This window comes from Flavobacterium sandaracinum (assembly GCF_004349135.1).
Classification (GTDB): Bacteria; Bacteroidota; Bacteroidia; order Flavobacteriales; family Flavobacteriaceae; genus Flavobacterium; species Flavobacterium sandaracinum.
The window spans coordinates 47037-68389 of record NZ_SMFN01000017.1 but is presented as its reverse complement, the minus strand read 5'-3'; the positions used below and the strand labels follow the sequence as shown (position 1 = coordinate 68389).

The 21353-nt window shown below is 37.0% G+C and carries 16 protein-coding genes; 12 read left to right on the top strand and 4 right to left on the bottom strand.

Going from position 1 to position 21353, the window contains the following annotated elements; translation table 11 throughout:
* Positions 1-23: 23 nt before the first annotated feature.
* The gene (locus tag E0F91_RS13360; RefSeq protein ID WP_132066959.1) at positions 24-488 is read right to left on the bottom strand and encodes a hypothetical protein; all 465 of its coding nucleotides are present in this window, start codon (positions 486-488) and stop codon (positions 24-26) included.
* A 233-nt stretch (positions 489-721) separates the two neighbouring features.
* Between E0F91_RS13360 and E0F91_RS13355 the strand changes: the two genes are divergently transcribed.
* The 7 genes from E0F91_RS13355 (at position 722) to E0F91_RS13325 (ending at position 8873) form a co-directional block, all read left to right on the top strand.
* Entirely contained in the window at positions 722-2536 is a 1815-nt protein-coding gene (locus E0F91_RS13355) for a hypothetical protein (protein ID WP_132066958.1), read from the top strand.
* 96 nt (positions 2537-2632) lie between these two features.
* A complete protein-coding gene (locus E0F91_RS13350; RefSeq protein ID WP_243698907.1) occupies positions 2633-3007 on the top strand; it encodes a hypothetical protein in 375 nt (124 codons plus the stop codon).
* Between the two features lie 135 nt (positions 3008-3142).
* Positions 3143-3925: an MbnP family protein gene (locus tag E0F91_RS13345; RefSeq protein WP_132066957.1), complete on the top strand. Its 783-nt coding sequence runs from the start codon at positions 3143-3145 to the stop codon at positions 3923-3925.
* Between the two features lie 59 nt (positions 3926-3984).
* On the top strand, positions 3985-5025 hold the full coding sequence (locus tag E0F91_RS13340) for a cytochrome-c peroxidase (RefSeq protein WP_132066956.1): 1041 nt from the start codon (positions 3985-3987) through the stop codon (positions 5023-5025).
* A gap of 159 nt (positions 5026-5184) precedes the next feature.
* Entirely contained in the window at positions 5185-6144 is a 960-nt protein-coding gene (locus E0F91_RS13335; protein ID WP_132066955.1) for a transporter, read from the top strand.
* 83 nt (positions 6145-6227) lie between these two features.
* Positions 6228-7157 (top strand): glycerophosphodiester phosphodiesterase family protein, encoded by a 930-nt coding sequence (locus E0F91_RS13330; protein ID WP_165930136.1) that lies wholly within the window; start codon positions 6228-6230, stop codon positions 7155-7157.
* A gap of 192 nt (positions 7158-7349) precedes the next feature.
* Positions 7350-8873 carry a DUF4394 domain-containing protein gene (locus E0F91_RS13325; protein WP_132066953.1) on the top strand — a complete coding sequence of 508 codons (1524 nt, stop codon included), beginning with the start codon at positions 7350-7352 and terminating at the stop codon, positions 8871-8873.
* A gap of 74 nt (positions 8874-8947) precedes the next feature.
* On the opposite strand, the gene E0F91_RS13320 is transcribed toward E0F91_RS13325, so the two are convergent.
* Both E0F91_RS13320 and lysS read right to left on the bottom strand, forming a co-directional pair.
* Positions 8948-9463 (bottom strand): hypothetical protein, encoded by a 516-nt coding sequence (locus E0F91_RS13320; RefSeq protein WP_132066952.1) that lies wholly within the window; start codon positions 9461-9463, stop codon positions 8948-8950.
* 188 nt (positions 9464-9651) lie between these two features.
* Positions 9652-11361 (bottom strand): lysine--tRNA ligase, encoded by a 1710-nt coding sequence (lysS, locus tag E0F91_RS13315; RefSeq protein WP_132066951.1) that lies wholly within the window; start codon positions 11359-11361, stop codon positions 9652-9654.
* Positions 11362-11566: 205 nt separating this feature from the next.
* Between lysS and E0F91_RS13310 the strand changes: the two genes are divergently transcribed.
* Entirely contained in the window at positions 11567-12298 is a 732-nt protein-coding gene (locus tag E0F91_RS13310) for a hypothetical protein (protein ID WP_243698906.1), read from the top strand.
* 82 nt (positions 12299-12380) lie between these two features.
* The gene (gene lipB / locus E0F91_RS13305; RefSeq protein WP_132066950.1) at positions 12381-13079 is read left to right on the top strand and encodes a lipoyl(octanoyl) transferase LipB; all 699 of its coding nucleotides are present in this window, start codon (positions 12381-12383) and stop codon (positions 13077-13079) included.
* 975 nt (positions 13080-14054) lie between these two features.
* Here lipB and E0F91_RS13300 read toward each other — a convergent pair.
* Positions 14055-14711: a ribonuclease HII gene (locus E0F91_RS13300; protein WP_132066949.1), complete on the bottom strand. Its 657-nt coding sequence runs from the start codon at positions 14709-14711 to the stop codon at positions 14055-14057.
* 199 nt (positions 14712-14910) lie between these two features.
* On the opposite strand from E0F91_RS13300, the gene E0F91_RS13295 reads away from it, so the two are divergent.
* From E0F91_RS13295 to E0F91_RS13285, 3 genes are all read left to right on the top strand, one after another.
* Positions 14911-18048 (top strand): SusC/RagA family TonB-linked outer membrane protein, encoded by a 3138-nt coding sequence (locus tag E0F91_RS13295; RefSeq protein WP_132066948.1) that lies wholly within the window; start codon positions 14911-14913, stop codon positions 18046-18048.
* 15 nt (positions 18049-18063) lie between these two features.
* Complete coding sequence (locus E0F91_RS13290; protein ID WP_132066947.1) at positions 18064-19506, top strand: RagB/SusD family nutrient uptake outer membrane protein; 1443 nt, start codon at positions 18064-18066, stop codon at positions 19504-19506.
* Positions 19507-20145: 639 nt separating this feature from the next.
* The gene (locus E0F91_RS13285) at positions 20146-21015 is read left to right on the top strand and encodes an ABC transporter permease (RefSeq protein ID WP_132066946.1); all 870 of its coding nucleotides are present in this window, start codon (positions 20146-20148) and stop codon (positions 21013-21015) included.
* Positions 21016-21353 lie beyond the last annotated feature (338 nt).

Below are 21353 nucleotides of genomic sequence, written 5' to 3'. Positions count from 1 at the left end.
ATGAAATAGTTTAAGTAAATGGATTATTTTTTATCACCCATTTTTGCTGCTTTTCTGCCGTTATGATGCGCCATTCTTTGATTCATTCGGTGGTGGTTTTTTCCTTTCATGTCATCCCATTTTTTATACTGGTCTGCTGAAAGAATTTTTTTCATTCTCTCTTTCATTACAATCTGATCGTCTAACATTTGGCTTTTTTTAGCAAAACGTTCGTCAGCTGTACCTTGTTTTTTAGCTGAATCTTTGTTTGCTTTCCAATCGGCCATTCGGGCTTCTCTTTTATTAGTTTGTTCAGCAATGACTTTACTCATTTCTTTTTGTTGAGAAGCGTTCAATTCTAATTCCAAAGTCATCTTTTTCAAGTGCAATTGGTTTCTTTGCTCTGGAGTCATTTGCTCCATTTTGGCTCTTTCTGGTCTTGCTTTTCTTTCTTGTGCAAAGCTTGTCATTCCGACAACTACTAATGCAACGATAAATAATTTTTTCATTTGTATTGTTTTAAGTTTTATAGTTATAAGATAGGAATGTACCTAAAAAGTTTAATCGTTAACAAAAGTTTATCGTTTGAATTATGAGCTTAATAAATTTCTCCATTGCGGTATACAGTTTCAATTGCAGTATGGAAAAGAGACTTTTAGGAATGCTAAATCATGATATTTATCAGTTTTTATACGGTTTAGTTTCCCGAATTTTGGGGTTTATTTATTAAATCATTTTTAACATGACAGAAAATAATCCCCTTCATACGTTCCATATTCCCGTGATGGGACTTGCTTACACGATTGATAGTCCGATACGAGTAGCTAAATATGGAATATCGTCCGTTATTTCAATTATGGATGACGAGCTTATCGAAAAAATGAATGCTTTTTACAGCAAGAAATTCGATTTACCCTATCAGGAAATTACACAAAAAATTCACGATTACCGCGCAGAACGCATTACTTCGTATCTGAATTTGGTAGACAAAATCGTGAAGGAAAAATTCGAAAATTTCAAAACGGAATTATCGGAAAGCAAATCAGCTTTGGAAAATTACATTGCCATGTTGCCCAACAAATCAGCCATTAAAGCAGGCTTGCAAAATTTGATGGAAGACGGTTTTGCTTTCAAAGATAATATCAAAAATTATCTGGAGAAAAATCTTTATCCGGGCGACATTGATGTTAATATTATGACCAAATTGGATAAGGATAATTTTATCAAAGAGGAACAATTACCCATTATTTTTAATGATGCACATGCCGCGCTGCGTGGGTTTGTAAACAGTACATTAGCATCTTCTGTTGTTTTATCGGCTGGGATGAATCCAAGATTGTACAGCTATTTCGAAAGTTTTTCGGCTTTCTTTCCGGATGCGAATAATGCACTGAAAAAGAAAATCACGCTGAAAGTGAGCGACTTTCGCTCGGCGATGATTCAAGGGAATTTTTTAGCTAAAAAAGGACTTTGGGTTTCGGAATACCGAATCGAATCCGGACTGAATTGCGGTGGACACGCTTTTGCTACCGAAGGCTATTTGTTAGGACCAATTCTAGAAGAATTCAAACAGAAAAAAGAACAATTGATTCAATCTGCGCATGAGTTAATGGTGAAAGCATTGGCACAAAAAGAACTGCATGTTCCAGAACAACCTTTGGATTTAAAAATCACGGTTCAAGGCGGCGTAGGAACTGCTGAAGAGCATGATTTTCTTTTGGAAAATTATAATGTGGATTCCGTGGGTTGGGGTTCGCCGTTTTTATTGGTTCCTGAAGCCACTTCGGTAGATAAACACACCAGAGATTTATTGGCTGGAGCCAAAGAAGATGATCTGTATTTAAGTCATATTTCGCCGTTGGGAATTCCTTTTAACACCTTACGAGGAACTACGAATGAAACGCTAAAACAAAAACGAATTAACGATAATAAAGCGGGAAGTTCCTGTCCCAAACGATTTTTGGCGTTAAGCAAAGAATACGATGCCACGGGAATTTGTACGTCTTCTAAAAAATACCAAGACTTGAAACTGGAAGAATTACTGCTTCAAAAAGATGTTTTAACTGCTGAAGTTTTCGAAAAAAAGAAAAACAGCATTACGGAGAAAGCATGCCTTTGTGTGGGGTTAGCTAATGCTTCGTATCTTGAAAATGACATTAAGATCAAAGGTCAGGCGCAAGGTGTCATTATTTGTCCAGGACCCAATATGGCTTATTTTGATCAAGAAGTTTCACTTTCTAAAATGGTGCAGCATATTTATGGAAACGCATCAGTATTGACGGTTACCAATCGACCAAATCTATTTGTGAAAGAGTTAAAAATGTATTTGGATTATCTGAAAAATGAAATATCAGCAGTTACGGAAGAAATCACTTTGGGACAAATTAAAAAATGGAATTCGTTTAAAAATAATTTGCTGCAAGGAATTGAATATTATGAAAATTTATTTTCAGCAACTCCTTTTTTCGAAAGCACTAAAAAAGAGATTCGTAGTCAATTTAATTCCTATAAATTAGAATTATTTGAGATTGAAATCCCCGATTTGAAATTGGCATAAAGCCTCCATATAGTTGTTTTTAAATAGAATGATTTTTACAGGATTATTCTATTTAAAAACATTTTTTTATACTCTTTGATGTTGTAAATTTGCACCGTGAAAAAAATCATATTCATAATTGTATTAATCCTACTTGTAAAGCCCGTCCTTCCGGTTTTAGAGTATGTCGTTAATTATGAATACATTTCAAAAGTGCTTTGTATCAATAAGGACAAACCTAAAATGCAATGTAACGGAAAGTGTCATTTGATGAAAGAATTGGCTAAAGCTTCTGACGCTGAAAAGCCACTTTCTACAGATAAAAAAGGAACGACTTCAATCCTTGACGTACTCATTTTTGAGGAAATAAAATCTTTTGATATTATACCGCTTTGTTTTGGAACCAAAGAAAAAACAAACGCCTACTATTCTAATTTATACTTTCACTTGAATAGTGCTTCTGTGTTTCACCCGCCCACTTTCATTTCTTAAATTTTAGGCACGTAGTGTGCTTTTATTAATCCGTTTTTTTTAAACGGATGAGATTCTGTTTGCTTTTTTTGGAAATAAATTATCCAAAAACGGCATGCAAATCAACACCTAATATTTAAAATAAAATCTTAAGAAATGAAATTTCAATTAAAAAATATACTAGCTGTAATGGCTATCGCAGTTACCTTATTTTCTTGCTCTAATGACGATGATACCGAAATGATTACCGGAAACGGAAATCTAAAATTAGAATTCGATAACGTATACAAATCGGCTAATTTTGCTTTTAATACCAACTACACTAATTCGAATGCTGAGGTGGTTGCAGTTTCTAAAGCCATGTACATTGTGAGTAACATTGTATTGACAAAAGAAGATGGAACCACATTTACGGTTCCAAAAAGTCAAAGCTATTTTATTGTAGATGAAGCTACGCCTGCAACATTAGTATTGAATCTTTCTAACATTCCTGCCGGAAATTATACTAAAGTTACCTACGGAATTGGAGTTGATAAAACCCAATGGGAAGCAGGAGCAACGGGTCAAGGGGACTTTTTGGCAACAGCACAAACTGCCGGAATGATGTGGTCTTGGAGCGCCGGTTACAAGTTTGTGGCTTTCGAAGGTTCTTTTACAGCGCCTACGGTTACAACTGCAAAAGAATTTAAAGTACACACTGGACAAACTGGAACGGATTATAATTATGCCGAAGTTACTTTGGGTTTTCCTGAAAAAGCATTGGTACGAACTACAATTACGCCTCAAGTTCATATTATGGCTGATTTGTCCCAAGTAATTGACGGAACCAATAAAATCAATTTTTCAGAATCAGCAACGGTTATGGGCGGTGCTAAATTAGCATTAGTAACCGCTAATATTTCTTCGATGTTTACAATAGACCACGTACATAACGACTAATTTTTAATCTAATAGCGGTTGGATATTAAAGTCTGACCGCTTTTAAAAAAAATATAAAAATGAAAGCAAAATATATCATATTGCTTATTTTGCCGTTGTTTTGGAATTGTTCTACTGATGACAACGAGGCGTATCAAAATATTCCTTTGGATTTTCAGGTTCCCGCTAATTTTCCCCCTTTGGCTTATAATTTAGCGAATAATCCACCCACTGAAAAAGGATTTGAACTCGGAAAAAAACTTTTCTACGACGGTCGATTGGCTTCGGATGGAATTGTTTCCTGCGGGTTTTGTCACATTCAGGAAGATGCCTTTACGCATCACGGCCATACTTTGAGTCATGGTGTTGATGACGCCATAGGAACCCGAAACACGCCGCCAATCCAAAATTTGGCCTATCAAACCACATTTATGTACGATGGTGCAACAACACATTTAGACCTGCAACCCATAATTCCGTTCACCAGTCCTATCGAAATGAATGGTGATTTTGCGAAGGCGATTGCTATGATGAAAGGCGATGCAGCGTATCAAAAGCTATTCAAAATTGCTTTTACGGATAGACAAATCAATTCCGAAAACATGCTCAAAGCCTTGGGACAATTTATGGTAATGGTCACGTCCTCCAATTCCCGTTTTGACAAGTACCGCCGCAACGAATCGGGTGGAACGCTCACGCAAGACGAGCAGGATGGTCATGCTATTTTCAACCAAAAATGTTCCAGTTGTCACGCCACGGACTTATTAACGGACAATTCTTTTAGAAATAATGGTTTGCCTGTAGATCCAGCGTACAATGATATCGGTCGTTTTCGCGTAACCGAGTTGCCTCAGGATAAGTATAAATTCAAAGTGCCAAGCCTTAGAAACATAGAGAAAACGGCTCCTTACATGCACGATGGCCGCTTATTTACGCTCGAAGCTGTTTTGGAACATTACAATTCTGGTGTAGTCAATTCAGCTACTTTAGACCCCATTTTGAACAAAAACGGATCACTCGGAATTCCTTTAACAACAACCGAAAAAACAAAAATTATTGCTTTCCTAAAAACTTTGACGGACACGCAATACCTCACCGATAAACGTTTTTCCGAATATTAATTTAAGAAGCTATTTCCTGCTTTACACTGCAAGTCCTCGCTACAAAAGCCGTTTTTCTATGTCCTGAAAAGAGCTTCCTTTGGTCGCTTTTTCAGGACAAGAAAAACAAGCTTTTTCGCTCCGGGCTTTCCGTTTCCATCAGGGCTAAAAACAACAAACATGAAAAAATACGCATTACTTTTAGTACTTCTATTTCAATTGGCAAACGCCACCGAAAAAGACAGTTTAAACACCGTAAATCCATTTACAAAATACCATTCATTCCTAGAAGAAGAGGATTTTTGTGATGCCTGTGGCTGCTCAGCCAGCGGGGGAAGCATGGGATTTGCCTCGATGTTGAATTCTAATTTCATTGGGATTCGGTATTTCAATCAACAATACAAATCCATGGATGGTTTGTACAGCAATTCACCTTGGTATAAAGAAAACTTCAATACCGTTCAGGTTTGGGGAAGAATCCCAGTAAGCGAAAAAGTGCAAGTTTCAGCATTACTACCCTATCATTTTCATGAAAGAGAAACCGCAACAGGCGATAAAAGCATCAGTGGGATTGGCGATATCACCGTTTTGGCAATGTACCGGTTGTATCAAACGCATAAAGACAGCACTTTTTTGGTTCATACGCTGCAATTGGGAGGTGGAGTAAAAGCGCCAACCGGAAAATTCAATGAAGCGAATTCTGGAAGTATCAATCCAAGTTTTCAAGTCGGAACAGGAAGTTGGGATTATCTTTTGGCTACCGAATATATCGTAAAAAGAAAGCAATTTGGTTTAAACGCGATGCTGAATTATGTTATAAAAACAGAAAACCAAAAGAGTTATCGTTTTGGAAATCAGTTAAATTATGCAGGGACTTTTTTCTATTTGTATGAGAAAAATAGTTTTTCTATAGTTCCACAACTTGGTTTTGCTGGTGAAGTTTATGAAAGTAATTACCAATACAATCAAAAATTACGAAATACAAGTGGCGATATTCTTTTCGGGAAAGTGGGTTTTGAGGTTGGTAAAGACAGACTTTCTTTTGGAGCGAATGCCATGCTACCCATCAATCAAAATCTGACCGGCGGCAATGTAGAAGCAAATTACAGATGGAGTGTAAACCTTAATTATAGTTTGTAATTGTCGAGTCTCTTTTATGTTGGAGATGTCATTTGATGCCACTTCAATTCCTTACTTTTACAGTCCAATTAAAAAAAAAGAATATGTTTCAAAATAAGAATTTTTGTTTTTCGTTTTGCTTCTTAATAATTAGCACTCTCGGTTTTGCACAGGCAAATGAATATGTTTTGCAATTTAAAACACCATCACAATTGCATCGTTTTTTAAAATATTCGAACAAAAGTATCCCCTTGATCAGTGCGCATAGAGGTGGTCCAACAACCGGATTTCCAGAAAATAGTACCGCTACATTTGCAAATGCTATTCGATACAATCCTACGATTGTAGAAACGGATATTGCGCTGAGTAAAGATTCTGTTTTGGTTATGATGCACGATAATAAGCTGGATAGAACAACTACGGGTACGGGTAAGATTGAAAACTACACCTACAAAGAATTACAGCAATTCTTTTTAAAGGATAATGAAGGCAACCAAACCCCTTATAGAATAGAAACTTTAGATCAGGTTCTGCAATGGGGGAAAGGCAAAGTAATTTATAACCTTGATGTAAAAAAAGGAGTTCCTATGAAAATGATTGTCGATGCAGTACGCAGGAACAAAGCCGAAGCTTATTCTGTTATTATAACCTACAATGCAACTCAAGCCGCCGAAGTAGCTCAACTGGCTCCGGATTTAATGATTTCGGTTTCGGCGCGAGGAAAAGAAGATGTAGAGCGTATGGAAAATCTAGGTGTCAAAGTGGATAAAATGATCGCTTTTGTGGGTACAGCAGAGCCAAAGGCCCAAGTGTATCAGTATTTACACAGCCGAGGTATAGCTTGTATTTTGGGTACCATGGGCAATATCGATAAAAGTGCTGCCGCAAATGGGGATGTTTTGTATTATAAATTAATTGAAAATGGCGCAACTATTCTTTCGTCTGATCGACCTGTTCAAGCAGGAAAACAAATAGCAAAATACACTAACGACAAAAAGTTAAAATCAAGGCATATTAAAATTATAAAGCGATAATAATAAAAAAACATTATTTTAAATTCTCTATTATTTTCTAAAATTGGTTGGCAACCCTTTCTAGCGAACCAATGGAAGGAGTTTTTTATTTCGGCAAACGTTTCAATTTAGTTGTTTTTTAAAGTTTTTTAAAATTTTAAAACCATAGTGAACTACACTTCGTACATGAAGGGATAACTAAATAAATAAACGATGAAAAACAAACAACAAAAAATAGGTTTTGCTTCCATTATTGGTCTAGCCCTTTTATCTAGTATTGCAATTTCTTGTAATGATGAGTATAGCAATGAAATGATGATGCCAGTATCGGCACCTGATGTGAATTTTACGGCATTAGCCAGTAACAATACGATTCTGACCTTTAATGCACGAAATTTAGGAACTCCAACTTCGACTACACCAATTGTTGGTTTACCTACATCAGAGAATATCGTAAGTATTGATTACAGACCTGCAACTGGACAATTATATGCTGTAGGTTCGTCTAGTCGTCTTTATTTTATTAATGAGAAAAGTGGAGTTGCAACTGCATTGGGTGCTGGATCTTTTTCTCCTGTTGTTGCTGGAGCTAACGCTTCATTGGATTTTAATCCAACCGTAGATAGAATTCGTTTGGTAACAGAATCAGGTCAAAATTTAAGGTTGCATCCTGAATTAGGAACTGTTGTGGCAACGGATGGAGTAATAAATGGCGGTACAAATCCTAAAATTGGTGCAGTAGCATATACAAATAGTATGGCTGGTGCAACAACTACAATGTTGTATGATATCGATTTCGAACAAGATAAGTTATATGTTCAAACGCCACCTAATGAGGGTGGGCTTCAGCTGGTAGGTGATTTAGGAGTTGACTTTCAAGGTGTAGGGGACATGGATATTTCAGCAGATAATTCTACTGCCTTAGCTGTAACTAATAATGCTACTGTATCTACATTATATACCATTGATTTAGCAACGGGGAAAGCCGTTGCTGTTGGAAAATTCACTGCTCCGGTAATTAGTATTGCGTTCAAGACGAATCCAGTTGCTTATGCTACAACTTCGGGGAATATGTTGGTTCGTTTTAATCCTACAAACGGAAGTAATACTTCTGTTTTATTAACTGGGTTGGCTACAAATGAAAGTATTGTAGGTTTAGATTTTAGACCAGCAAATGGAGCATTATATGCGATCTCTAATCAAAGTAGATTATTTTCTGTGAATACAGCTAGTGGTGCATTAACAGCAGTTGGGTCTCCATTGTTGACTGTGTTGTCAGGTACTTCTTTTGGTTTTGATTTTAATCCAACAGTAGATAGAATCAGGTTAGTAAGTAATACGGGTCAAAACTTGCGTTTACACCCAGATTTGGGAACAGTAGTATTTGTGGATGGTAATTTAAATCCTGGAACCCCATTTGTAACGGGTGCCGCGTATACCAATAATGTGGCTGGTGCTGGTACAACCACTTTATTTGTAATGGATTCACAAACGGATATGTTATACCGTCAAGATCCACCAAATAATGGAACATTAGTTGCTATTGGAAATTTAGGAGTTAATATTGATGCAGATAGCGGATTTGATATCGGCGGAAATAGCGCTACTGCTTTCGCCTTATTAAAGGTAAATAATAGTACTTCAGTTTTTAGTATCAACTTGACAACTGGTGCTGCAACCAAAGTTGCTGAACTAAATATTCAAGCTACAGCGATGGCGGTTGGTTTAGGATTTTAAAACTATAACATTTTTGAAATAAAAAGTCGGCTCTTTAATTAGAGCCGACTTTTTTTGTTTTAACACTTACTATTTTAAAAATGCAAAGCAAAACCAAGATTAAACTGTAAACTGTTGTCATAATATTGTTTGTGAGTTGCCATATTATAACGAATTCCGGGTTCGATACTTACATTTTTACCTAAAAACACCGCATAACCAATTTGCGCGCCTATGTAAGTTGGGTTAGCATCTGCGTCACCAAAACCGACTCCATTATAAGAAAGCTCGATAGGAATCATCGTTTTTAAATAATATTTGGCTCCAATTTTATAAGCAATCGGTTCGCCGACCCCATCTATTTCTCCATACCCTAAGCCTAACTTAAGCGCCAGATTATCTTTGATAAAATAACCTCCTTCAGCTCCAATGTTGTAGGAAGTGATCCCGTCCGAAGAACTAAAATACATGGCGGTAGTCCCTACGTTTCTTCCAAAGCCAGTATTGGCTTCAATAAGCCATTTGCCTTTTGATACTTGACCTTCTTTGGCTTGACCATTAGCAAAGCCAAAAGCAAATAAGGCTAAAATCGATACAGTAATTTTTTTCATGTTGAATTGTTTTTTGTTCATCAAAAGTAACAGTTAAATCGAATAACCTAAGAATTTTATGACTTATTTAACCTTATTAGATTATTGTCATAATTTTGTTCAAAAGCAAAGTATTTAAAATCGCAAACAGCCATAAAAAAAAGGAACTCCATTACGAAGTTCCTTTTAATATTCTATTATAAAATCAATTACTCTTTCAATCGACACGCTTTAGTATCCCCATCAACAACTACTTCAGTCATTCCCAAAGCAGAGAGGTTTTTCATGGTTTTATCCCATTTTTTACCGCTTAATCCAGAGGTCATTTTTAGTGCGCCAAACTCCATTTGGTTGTCGTTGGTTTGTAGTAATGCAACAATCAATTTCTCGTCGTCTTCCAGTTCAATTTTTACTTGTTTTTTCTCTGGTCGCATTTGTGGAAACAACAACACTTCTTGAATCGAAGCATTATTCGTCAAATACATAATCAATCGATCCATTCCAATTCCCATTCCAGAGGTTGGCGGCATTCCGTATTCTAAAGCTCTCAAGAAATCTTCATCTATAATTCCGGTAGCCTCATCATCTCCTTTTTCAGCCAAACGCATTTGGTCTTCAAAACGAGCTCTTTGGTCAATTGGATCATTCAATTCTGAATACGCATTGGCCACTTCCTTACCACAAACCATCAATTCAAAACGTTCCGTCAATGCTGGATTGTCACGGTGTTGCTTGCACAAGGGTGACATCTCTTTTGGATAATCCGTGATATAAGTAGGTTGAATATAGTTTCCTTCACATTTGGCACCAAAAATCTCATCAATCAATTTTCCTTTACCCATTGTAGCATCCACGTCAATTCCCATGCCTCTTGCCGCATCAAAAAGTTCCGTTTCACTTTTTCCAGAAATATCAAAACCGGTAAAATGTTTGATCGAATCCGTCATGGTAACACGGGCGTAAGGCGCCTTGAAATTGATCGTGTGTTCTCCAAAAGTCACTTCACTCGTTCCATTTACCGCAATGGCACAATATTCTAACAAATCTTCGGCAAATTTCATCATCCAGTTGTAGTCTTTATAGGCTACATATATTTCCATGGCAGTGAATTCTGGGTTGTGTGTGCGATCCATTCCTTCATTTCGGAAATTTTTCGAAAACTCATACACCCCTTCAAAACCACCAACAATCAATCTTTTTAAATACAACTCATTGGCAATACGCATGTACAATGGCATGTCAAGGGAATTGTGGTGCGTAATAAAAGGACGCGCTGCAGCACCACCGGGAATCGGTTGTAAAACAGGTGTTTCCACTTCAAGATAGCCTTTGTCATTAAAGAACGTACGCATTGCATTAAACAATTTGGTTCTCTTAATAAATGTTTCTTTCACATGGTCGTTCACCGTTAAATCCACATAACGACGGCGGTATCTTTGCTCTGGATCAGCAAACGCATCGTGCGTTTTTCCGTCCGCATCCGTTTTTACTACAGGAAGTGGTTTCAAGGCTTTCGCCAAAACCGTCAATCCATACACATGAACGGAGATTTCGCCTACTTGAGTTTTAAAAACCGTTCCGCGAACCCCAATAAAATCGCCAATATCCAATAGTTTTTTGAAAACTACGTTGTACATCGTTTTCTCTTCATCAGTCGAAATATCATCTCTCGAAACATACACTTGAATGCGTCCTTCCGCATCTTTCAATTCGGCAAAGGAAGCTTTCCCCATGATGCGTTTTCCCATCAAACGACCGGCTAAAACCACTTCCTTCCCTTCGTACTTGTCGAAATCAGCCAGGATTTCGCTAGAATAGGCGGTAGTAATAAATTCGGCTGCAGGATAAGGCTCAATGCCTAAATCGCGTAATTGGGTAAGTGCTTCTCTACGTAATATTTCTTGTTCGGATAATGCCATTTTGTGCTGATTTTAAGAGCGCAAAGATACTGTATAAGTACCAAAGTAGCAAAGTGCTAAAGGTTTTTTGGAGCTATTTCCAGCTTTCCGTTGCAATCTTTTTATTTTTAAAGAAAAAATAAAAAGGATTTTCACTTTAATCTGGGCTATTAATTGTAGTTATTAAGTTACATTTGTGAAAAATAACGATTCAAAATCATAAAAATTGAAAAATAAAATTTACCTCTTACTGCTTTTAGTTTTGTTTTTAACAAGTTGTCAAGTCACAGAAACCATCCATTTAAACCAAGACGGTTCCGGTAAAATTGAAATCAGTAAACTTCGGGAAGAGCAAAGTTACATGCAACTGATGGGAGAAGACTATTCCAAAGAGGAAATTTTTCGCGATACAACGTATGTTTTTAAAGATCTAATTGCGAAACATTCCGAAACGTTTTCCAGATTGCCGGCATTTGAAAAAGCCATTTTCGAAAAGTTCAATGCGGTAAAAGTACACAGTAAGAAAAGCTCTTTCGAAAAAGAATTTCGCACCACAATCAGTCAAAATTTCAGCACAATAGCCGATGTAGCGGATTTATACAAAACCGAAGAATACGCGGACGACATCGAAAATAATTATGCGCTCGTTGCCGAAGAACATTATTACAGTGTCAGTTTTACTTTTGACGGCAGTACATTTAAAAGAATGGTCAAAATTACCGATGCAGTAGAGTTAAAAAAACAACAAGAAGAAATGGAAAGGTTAAAAATACGCTTCTCTAAATTTAAAGTCGCGCAAAATTTTATTTTGAAGTATCATTTTCCTCGAAAAATAAAATCAGTTTCCAATCCAAATGCAAAAATAAGCGAGGACAAAAAAACACTGGAATTACAATTTCTTATAACCGATTGTCTAATAAATCCGGAGACTACAAATCTGGAGGTAGTTTTAGAGTAATTCATTCGAAGCTTTTCAAGTCATTAAGTTCTCTTAAAAACTTTGTACCTTTGTCGCTCTTAACCTTTGCCTCTTTAAAGAAATGAATACAACCATCCAACTTCAAGATTTAGGAAATAAAGAGTACAAAGCGACTTGGGAATACCAAGAAGAATTGTTTAAAGGAATCGTCGACTTAAAAATTCGCAATCGCAGAGAGGAACTCGAATTACCAACGCCAAATTACTTCCTTTTTGTCGAGCATCCGCATGTGTACACGCTAGGGAAAAGCGGTGATTTATCCAATTTACTGTTGTCTGAAAAACAACTCGAAGCCAAAGGAGCGACATTTTACAAAATCAATCGTGGCGGCGATATTACGTATCACGGACCGGGACAAGTTGTGGGCTATCCTATTTTGGACTTAGAGAATTTTTTTACGGATATTCATAAATACCTGCGTTTTCTAGAGGAAGCCATTATACTTACGTTGGCTGAATACGGAATACAATCGGGTAGGAGTGCCGGAGAAACAGGAGTATGGCTGGGTGTTGGAACCCCTTTTGCCCGAAAAATTTGTGCGCTGGGTGTACGTGCTTCCCGTTGGGTGACCATGCATGGATTCGCACTAAACGTAAATGCCGATTTGGGGTATTTTGACAATATCATTCCTTGTGGCATTCGCGGTAAAGCCGTTACCTCATTAAACGTGGAACTTGGTGTTGAAAAAGTAGATGAAGAAGAGGTCAAAGCAAAAATACTAACGCATTTCACGAGGTTATTTGTTTGCGAGTTTCAGTAGCAAAATCCCTTGCCATAGTAAATCCAAATCGCATTGCTAAATAGCTTGATTAAAATATAGAACTACTCGTAACCGATACCAATACTGTGAGTTGCCAGTGATTTACAGATTCACATCGACTAAAGAAAAAGTGAAGTAGAGTGATGGGATAACTCCGTGTAAATCCGTTAAATCTACAATCAACAATCAATTCTCGTTTCCACATCCAAACCCCCCTCTGCAATCAAAAATCGTTAATCAACAATCTAAAATCAAAAAACCAATTCTCGTTTCCACATCCAACCCCCCTCTGCAATCAAAAATCGTTAATCAACAATCTACAATCAAAAAACCAATTCTCGTTTCCACATCCAACCACCCCTCTGCAATCAAAAATCGTTAATCCAAAATCTGCAATCAAAAAACCAATTCTCGTTTCCATATCAAAACCTAAATCTGCAATCAAAAATCGTTAATCAAAAATCTGCAATCCATTCCCGTTTCCACATCCAAACCCACCTCTGCAATCAAAAATCGTTAATCAACAATCTAAAATCAAAAAACCAATTCTCGTTTCCACATCTAAACCCCCCTCTGCAATCAAAAATCGTTAATCAACAATCTGCAATCAAAAACCAATTCCCGTTTCCACATCCAAACCCTCCTCTGCAATCAAAAATCGTTAATCAACAATCAACAATCAAAAAACCAATTCTCGTTTCCACATCTAAACCCCCCTCTGCAATCAAAAATTGTTAATCAACAATCTAAAATCAAAAAACCAATTCCCGTTTCCACATCTAAACCCCCCTCTGCAATCAAAAATCGTTAATCAAAAATCTGCAATCCATTCTCGTTTCCACATCTAAGCCCACCGCTGCAATCAAAAATCGTTAATCAAAAATCAAAAATCAATTTCGACCACATAGAACAGTAGTGGACTAAACCAAATCAATTCCTTTCGGATCTGTAATGTGTAAATTGCCCTTATGAAAGTTACAGAGTCAACCGAAACGACAACCGATGGTATTTTGTGACGCCATATTTCTTAATCGCTTCCCGATGTTCTTTGGTAGGATAGCCTTTATTCTGTTTCCAATTGTACATGGGGAATTCCTCATGAATCCGATTCATATATTCATCGCGGTACGTTTTTGCTAAAACAGAAGCTGCGGCAATACTCATAAATTTAGAGTCTCCTTTAACAATGCAGCTAAAAGGAATGTCGTTAAATGTATTGCAATCCTTTTCAGAAAATCGTTTCACCGTATTTTTGACTAGGACTTCGCCTGTAAAAAGGGATGGAGTTAAGGCAATCGAACTGTTGCCATCCACAATAATATAATTGGGTTTTGGGTCCAGCTTCAAAATGGACTGTTGCATTGCTTTTATAGACGCATTCAAAATATTGATTTGGTCTATTTCCAACGGTTCGAGGTGTATTACCGCATACGAAATACTTTGTTGCTCAATAATGGGGCGTAATTTTTCTCTAACTTTTTCGGATAGTTTTTTACTGTCGTTTAACAGGTGATTTTCAAAAGCAGAAGGCAAGATAACGGCGGCGGCTGTAACAGGGCCAGCCAGGCAACCCCGACCGGCTTCATCGGTGCCAGTTTCTAAATTTGGTGTTAAAAAAAAAGGGAGTAGCATTAAAAAATAATTTTGACAAAAATAGCCATTTATGATGAATTAGTAGCAAAAGGCGCAGGTTAAATCTCGATATATAGGAGGTAATATGATTTTTTTAATAAAAACGTTAGTGAATAATAATTTGTTAATTTTCGAAAATATTAGTTTTTTTAACAATTTATTATCATTTTTGCACCCTAACTAATTTAACTAATTTAATATGAGATTAAAATTCAAATGGGTTTTTTCGCTACTATTAGCGATATCTATGCAGTTTTCTTTTGCACAAGAGACCACTGTTTCGGGAGTTGTTTCAGATGCCTCTGGGCCAATTCCAGGAGCCAACGTAGTTGTTAAAGGGAGTAAAAACGGAGTTCAGACTGATTTTGATGGAAAGTACTCCATTAAAGCAAAAGTGGGTGATGTATTAGTGGCTTCTTTTGTAGGAATGCAAGACGTTGCGGTTAAAGTTGGAACGTCTAATACGGTTAATTTTAAATTACAAGATGGCAGTGTACTGGAAGAAGTAGTAGTTGTTGGTTATGGTACTCAAAAGAGAAGAGACGTCAACGGTGCTATTGCCAAAATTGATGGGAGTCGAATTAAAGACATTCCAGTTCAAAGTTTTGACCAAGCGCTTTCAGGAGCGGCATCTGGTGTAAATGTATCGCAACCTAATGGTGTTTTGGGAAATCAAGCAGTAATTAGAATTAGAGGGGTGAACTCGATTAATTTAAGTTCCTATCCTTTAATTGTGATTGACGGTGTTCCTTCTTGGAACGGAGATAACTTAAACCAAAGTAATGCGGTTAATAATCCTTTAGCAAACATTAATCAAGCTGATATTGAAAGTATTGAGGTATTGAAAGATGCTTCTTCTGCAGCGATTTATGGTTCTCGTGCTGCTGCGGGTGTAATTTTGATAACGACTAAGAAAGGGAAAGCAGGCAAGTTTTCTGTGAATTTTGATTCTTCGTTGAGTTTTACAAGTCCTTTTAATTTAATACCACTATTAAATGCACAGCAATTTACGGATATTAAAAATGAAGGGTTAAGGAATGCAGGTACACCAGCAAATGGTACTACTAGAGGTTTTTATACGATGACCGATGCTAATGGTAACTTGGTTGATACCAATTGGAACGATATTATCTACAGAACAGGTGCTGCAACAAACCACAGCCTTAGTATTTCTGGTGGAAATGAGAATACAAAATACTTTCTTTCTGCAGGACAACTAGAGCAAGAAGGGATGTTTGTAAATAACTCCTTTAGAAGACAAACCGGTCGTTTTACTTTGGATCAAAAAGTAAATAAGTGGTTGACTTTAGGGGGAACCTTTAATTATACCAATTCAAGAAATAACGGACTAAGTACAGGGTCAACAGCTGGAAGTAATTTTGCCTCCTCTGGTGCAGCAAGATTGGCTTTTGCTCAAGCGCCAAACGTTGGGCCTTTTAATAATGATGGGACTTATAATTTAGCTCCTACTCAAATCGGTCAAGGAAACAACCTTTCACCGCTGCAATGGGTAAATCCACAGTACATATTGGATACCAATACTTTTTTATCTAAAAATGATCATTTTATTTCTAATTTTTACATTGGAGTTAAACTGGCTAAAGGGCTTAATTTTAAATCTTTATACGGTATTGATAACCTTTTGGTTGAAAATATTGATTTCTTAGGACCTTTAAATGGTGACGGTCAGCAGTTCTCTGGATCAGCTACCAATACGATGAACCGCTACTCTAGAAAGTCAATTCAGAATATTTTAGATTACAATGTAAGACTATCAGACAAACATGATTTAAGTGCCCTATTGGGATCAGAGAGACAATATACTAAAATAGAATCTTGGGGAGCTTCAAGAAGGGGTGTTTCTGATCCTTTCTTTAACGAGTACCAAGGTAATTTTAGCGCAATAGTAGCTTCTGGTAATTTACTGACTGAAAATTATTTAGAATCTTATTTTGGACGTGTAAACTACGATTATAACAAAAAATATTTTGCATCGATTAATGCCAGAAGAGATGGTTTTTCAGCTTTTGCTCCTGATAATAAATGGGGTAACTTCTGGGGAGGTTCTCTAGGATGGGCACTAACAGAAGAGAATTTCTTTAGAAATATAGTTAGTTCTGATATTGTTAACCAATTTAGGTTGCGTGCAAGTTATGGAGTAGTGGGTAATAACCAAGGACTTAATGATTTTGCAGCAAGCAGTTTTTATGATGCAGGGGTAAATGGTACAAGTGGTTCCTTGTTTTTTAACAGAGCAGGAAATCAGAACCTAACTTGGGAAACGAGTAACAAAACGGATTTCGGTATAAATTTTGGTTTGTTTAACGACCGCCTTACAGGAGAGTTAGGGTATTATAAAAATGATATCGATGGATTAATTTTGAGCGTACCACAATCAGCTTCTGCTGGTATTCCTGGAAATTCAATTTTAGCCAATGTTGGAAGTATGAGAAATACAGGGTATGAAGTTACGTTAAATGCCAAAATTGTAGACAAAGGCAATTTCAGATGGAACGCAAGCGTTAACGTTACTACTCAAAAGAACGTGGTTACGTCATTAGATGCTAATAATTCTGATATTATCGTGGCAACTCAACTAGAAAACACTAATATAATTAGAGTAGGTGAATCTATTGGAAATTTCTATATTGTTCAAACGGGTGGTGTTAATCCAGCTAATGGAAGAAGAATTTTTTTCCATGGAGATGGAACAGCTGTTCAGTATGATCATTCTAATCCTGTTACCGCTTCTAGATGGACAAAAGTTAGTGACGGTACGGTAACACGTGCTGCGAATCAAGCTTTAGATGCTAAAGTGATGGGACCAGCTTTGCCAACTTATTTTGGTGGATTGGATAATACTTTTACATACAAAGGATTTAGTTTGAATTTTTCGCTATATTTCTCTGGTGGAAATTATGTATACAATGGAACTCAAGCAGGTTTGCGTGATCAAAGAGTATGGAACAATTCTGCTGAAGTGCTAACGCGCTGGCAAAATCCTGGTGACATAACGGCAATTCCAAGAATTGTTTTTGGTGATAATGTTTCTAACGGTTCTTCTATGCCGATTTCTGATAATTTAGAAAAAGGAGATTTTATGAAAGTGAGAAATATTGCATTTGGTTACAGTTTGCCACAAAGTCTATTAGATAAATTGAAATTGACCAGTTTTAGATTTTATGTAAGTGCTCAAAATGTATTTACATTTACTAACTATTCTGGATTTGATCCAGAAATATCAAGTAATGGAAATGCAAATGGTTCGCCAAGTGTAGACAGAAACTCTGCTCCAATGGCTAGAACAATTTCAATGGGTTTTAACTTAGGTTTATAATTTTAAAAAAAAAGTATGAAAAATTTATATTTAATGTTGATTGCCGCGCTGGTTATTGTTTCCTGTAGTGATACGGATGCCTTAAATCCAGTAAATCAAACCAGGATTAGTGATGCAACCGCATTTGCTACACCTCAAAGAGTAGGACAGTTGGTTCTGGGAATGTACAGTGGTGTTAAAGTGGGGAACTTCTATGGAGGCCGCTTTTTAAATTACCAAGACGTACGTGGACCTGAATTCAATAATGAGCGTAACAATGGGGTTACCAATTTATTCACTTGGAACTTTGGTGTTCAATCTAGTACTAATGAGGTGCAGAACTTGTGGTCAGCAGCTTACATAGCCATTAACAGATGCAATGTGGTTATAGGAGGTTTAGAAACGTCCCCTATAACGCCTGAACTAAAAACTACTTTTACTGCCGAAGCAAGATTCCTAAGAGCGCTTTCTTATTATTCGCTATTGACCTTGTATGCTAAACCATATACGCAAGATAACGGCGCATCGCTTGGAGTTCCTTTGCGTTTAGTTGCTGAAACTAGTGGTGGTAATAATGATTTAGTTCGCTCTTCTGTAGCCGATGTGTACAAGCAAGTTATTGACGATTTAAATTTTGCGGAAGCGAATCTTCCTTTGACCAATACAACTGCTTTCAACAACACGACCAGAGCACATAGAAATACCGCTATTGCATTAAAAACAAGAGTGTATTTGAGCATGGGTAAATACCCTGAAGTGGTAACAGAAGCGAATAAAATTGTTTCAATTTCAGCTCCTTTCACTGCTACTAGTGGTGTGCCGAATGCTATGACGCCTACTATTCAAGCTGCATTTGCATCAGCTGCAGTTACTGTTGAAAATGTGTTTTCATTTCCTTATGGTCCTAATGACCTTCAAGGAACGCAAAATGGTTTAGTTCATTATTACAATGCGTCATCTGTTGGTGGTAGTGAATACTCATTAGCTCCAACAAGTATTACAGCTAACACGGACTGGAAAACTTCGGATTCTAGAAGAAATTTTAATGTGGTGCTTTTAGGTAAAACATGGTTACACAAATGGACTAAAAGTCAAAGTGATCCTGATTTTGTTCCTGTTATTCGCTACTCAGAAGTACTTTTGAATCTTTCAGAAGCATTAGCTAGAAGTTCAAATTCTTTGGATGCAAGAGCCATCCAATTGTTAAATGCAGTTCGAGGAAGATCAGATGCTACTACAGTTTTCACCAGTGCGTCTTTTGCGAATGTTCAAGCATTATTGGACCAAATTGCAATTGAAAGAAGAATTGAGTTATTAGGCGAAGGGTTTAGTTCTCCTGATATCATGAGATTAAAACAAAACTTCCCTGCTAAAGGACTTGCGCCATCAGTGAATACGACTGATACGCAGTATTTATGGCCTATACCATTAAATGAATTGTTGTATAATAAATTAGCGGTTCAAAATCCTGGACATTAATTAGTACTTATAATACTATTGAAAACCTTCTGTGATGCGTCACAGAAGGTTTTTTTTTGCAGCAATGTACACAAGCCCTTTATCGCTTCCCTCTAATTTGCTTTAACAGTATTTTTTAATAAGAGTTAGGGACGTTTTTCCAGTGCAGCAACAGTTTTGACTCCTTGTATAAGGGACATCCTGACTGTAGCGCTTTTAGGAATAAACGCCGTAGCACCATAACTTGCAGTTTTCCAAGCCACTCCCACAAGTAGAATTGGATCTCAATCCCACACTAAAACACAACAAAACCCGGATTGCTATCCGATGTGCTAGACTTCACAAAGCACTAAAGAAAAGGGTTTAGCTAGCACGCTTCTAGAATGCGAGCCCAATGCTTCCCTCCTAAACAACTGCAAGAGTGTATTGTTGTAGCTGTTTTTTTGCGCTATGCAAGTTGGTGGAATGCAATTGTACTATTTTCCGCTCCCCAAAAGGAAATGGCAAAAAAGAAATACGCTAACCCTTCGTTTTTAATGGGATACTTGGTCCAAATGATATATATTTGCCTCGTAACGACTGCCTTTAACCAACAAAACGGAATTCGTCTCGACTGAGTTGAGGTGCAGGCAAGGAACAGTAGTATAGTAGCATGAACCAATGAACCATTCAGAACAAACCAATACCACGTGGCTGTTTGAAATAACACCCAAAAATAAATTTTTCTCACTCAACCTTAAGGAAGTCTGGCAATACCGGGATTTGCTGCTTCTTTTTGTAAAAAGAGATGTGGTCACGGTATACAAACAAACGGTATTGGGACCACTGTGGTACCTGATCCAACCCTTATTTACTTCGATTACTTTTACTATTATTTTTAATAATTTAGCGGGGATCAGCACAGGAACGGTTCCTCCTTTTTTATTCAACTTAGCGGGAATCACGGTTTGGAATTATTTCACCGCCTGCCTGACAGGAACTTCGAATACGTTTGGGGCCAACGCCGGAATTTTTGGCAAAGTGTATTTTCCACGAATTATTGTGCCGATTTCCATAGTGATCTCCAATTTGATTAAATTTGGTATCCAATTCTTTATTTTTATTATTTTTTACCTGTATTACTATGCGCAAGGTGCAGCAGTGAGCTTAAATCCTTTGGCTGTTTTTTTTCCTTTGCTCATCGTTTTAATGGGGGTTCTAGGACTAGGATTGGGGATGTTCATTTCGTCTTTGGTTACTAAATATAGAGATTTTAGTTATTTAATAACGTTTGGCGTACAGTTGCTGATGTACGGGTCTGCAGTAATGTACCCTTTGGCTTTAATCAAAGAGAAAATCCCAAATTATGCCTGGTTGGTGCAATACAACCCATTGGCATACATTATAGAGACGACACGATATATGTTATTGAATATAGGGCAAGTTTCTGTTTTAGGATTGGGGTACACAGCAGTAGTGACAATCACTTTACTTTTGGTAGGGATATTAATTTTTAACAAAACGGAGAAGAGTTTTATAGATACCGTGTAGGATTCTCCCTCGGCCTCTCCAAAGGAGAGGAAGTCGATGTGAAGTTTTTGTCATGGTAGATGGTACTAGCGAACAAAAAAATAAAGTAGTATCTGTTGTCACTACATTGTGAATCAGCACGCGAAGCCGTGGACACATTCCATAGAATTGCTAGAAGGGATTGAAAGAATTTACAAAGATAAATTTTTGTAAATCACGTAGCTAAAATAGCAAATCTTGAATGTAAAGGTGAACGAATTTAATTTTGACGCATTTGTGAAAAGCAAAAAATAAAAATTTCAGAGCCAATTATGTCTATTTTTAATGGCTAAGGATTGGCAATATCTTAATGGGTTTCT

Coding starts and splice junctions, on each gene's coding strand:
- E0F91_RS13300 (WP_132066949.1), bottom strand. CDS start 14,711: ATGCTACTCCCTTTTTTTTTAACACCAAATTTAGAAACTGGCACCGAT.
- E0F91_RS13285 (WP_132066946.1), top strand. CDS start 20,146: ATGAACCATTCAGAACAAACCAATACCACGTGGCTGTTTGAAATAACA.
- lysS (WP_132066951.1), bottom strand. CDS start 11,361: ATGGCATTATCCGAACAAGAAATATTACGTAGAGAAGCACTTACCCAA.
- E0F91_RS13345 (WP_132066957.1), top strand. CDS start 3,143: ATGAAATTTCAATTAAAAAATATACTAGCTGTAATGGCTATCGCAGTT.
- E0F91_RS13340 (WP_132066956.1), top strand. CDS start 3,985: ATGAAAGCAAAATATATCATATTGCTTATTTTGCCGTTGTTTTGGAAT.
- E0F91_RS13320 (WP_132066952.1), bottom strand. CDS start 9,463: ATGAAAAAAATTACTGTATCGATTTTAGCCTTATTTGCTTTTGGCTTT.
- E0F91_RS13290 (WP_132066947.1), top strand. CDS start 18,064: ATGAAAAATTTATATTTAATGTTGATTGCCGCGCTGGTTATTGTTTCC.
- E0F91_RS13325 (WP_132066953.1), top strand. CDS start 7,350: ATGAAAAACAAACAACAAAAAATAGGTTTTGCTTCCATTATTGGTCTA.
- E0F91_RS13295 (WP_132066948.1), top strand. CDS start 14,911: ATGAGATTAAAATTCAAATGGGTTTTTTCGCTACTATTAGCGATATCT.
- E0F91_RS13360 (WP_132066959.1), bottom strand. CDS start 488: ATGAAAAAATTATTTATCGTTGCATTAGTAGTTGTCGGAATGACAAGC.
- lipB (WP_132066950.1), top strand. CDS start 12,381: ATGAATACAACCATCCAACTTCAAGATTTAGGAAATAAAGAGTACAAA.
- E0F91_RS13330 (WP_165930136.1), top strand. CDS start 6,228: ATGTTTCAAAATAAGAATTTTTGTTTTTCGTTTTGCTTCTTAATAATT.
- E0F91_RS13355 (WP_132066958.1), top strand. CDS start 722: ATGACAGAAAATAATCCCCTTCATACGTTCCATATTCCCGTGATGGGA.
- E0F91_RS13335 (WP_132066955.1), top strand. CDS start 5,185: ATGAAAAAATACGCATTACTTTTAGTACTTCTATTTCAATTGGCAAAC.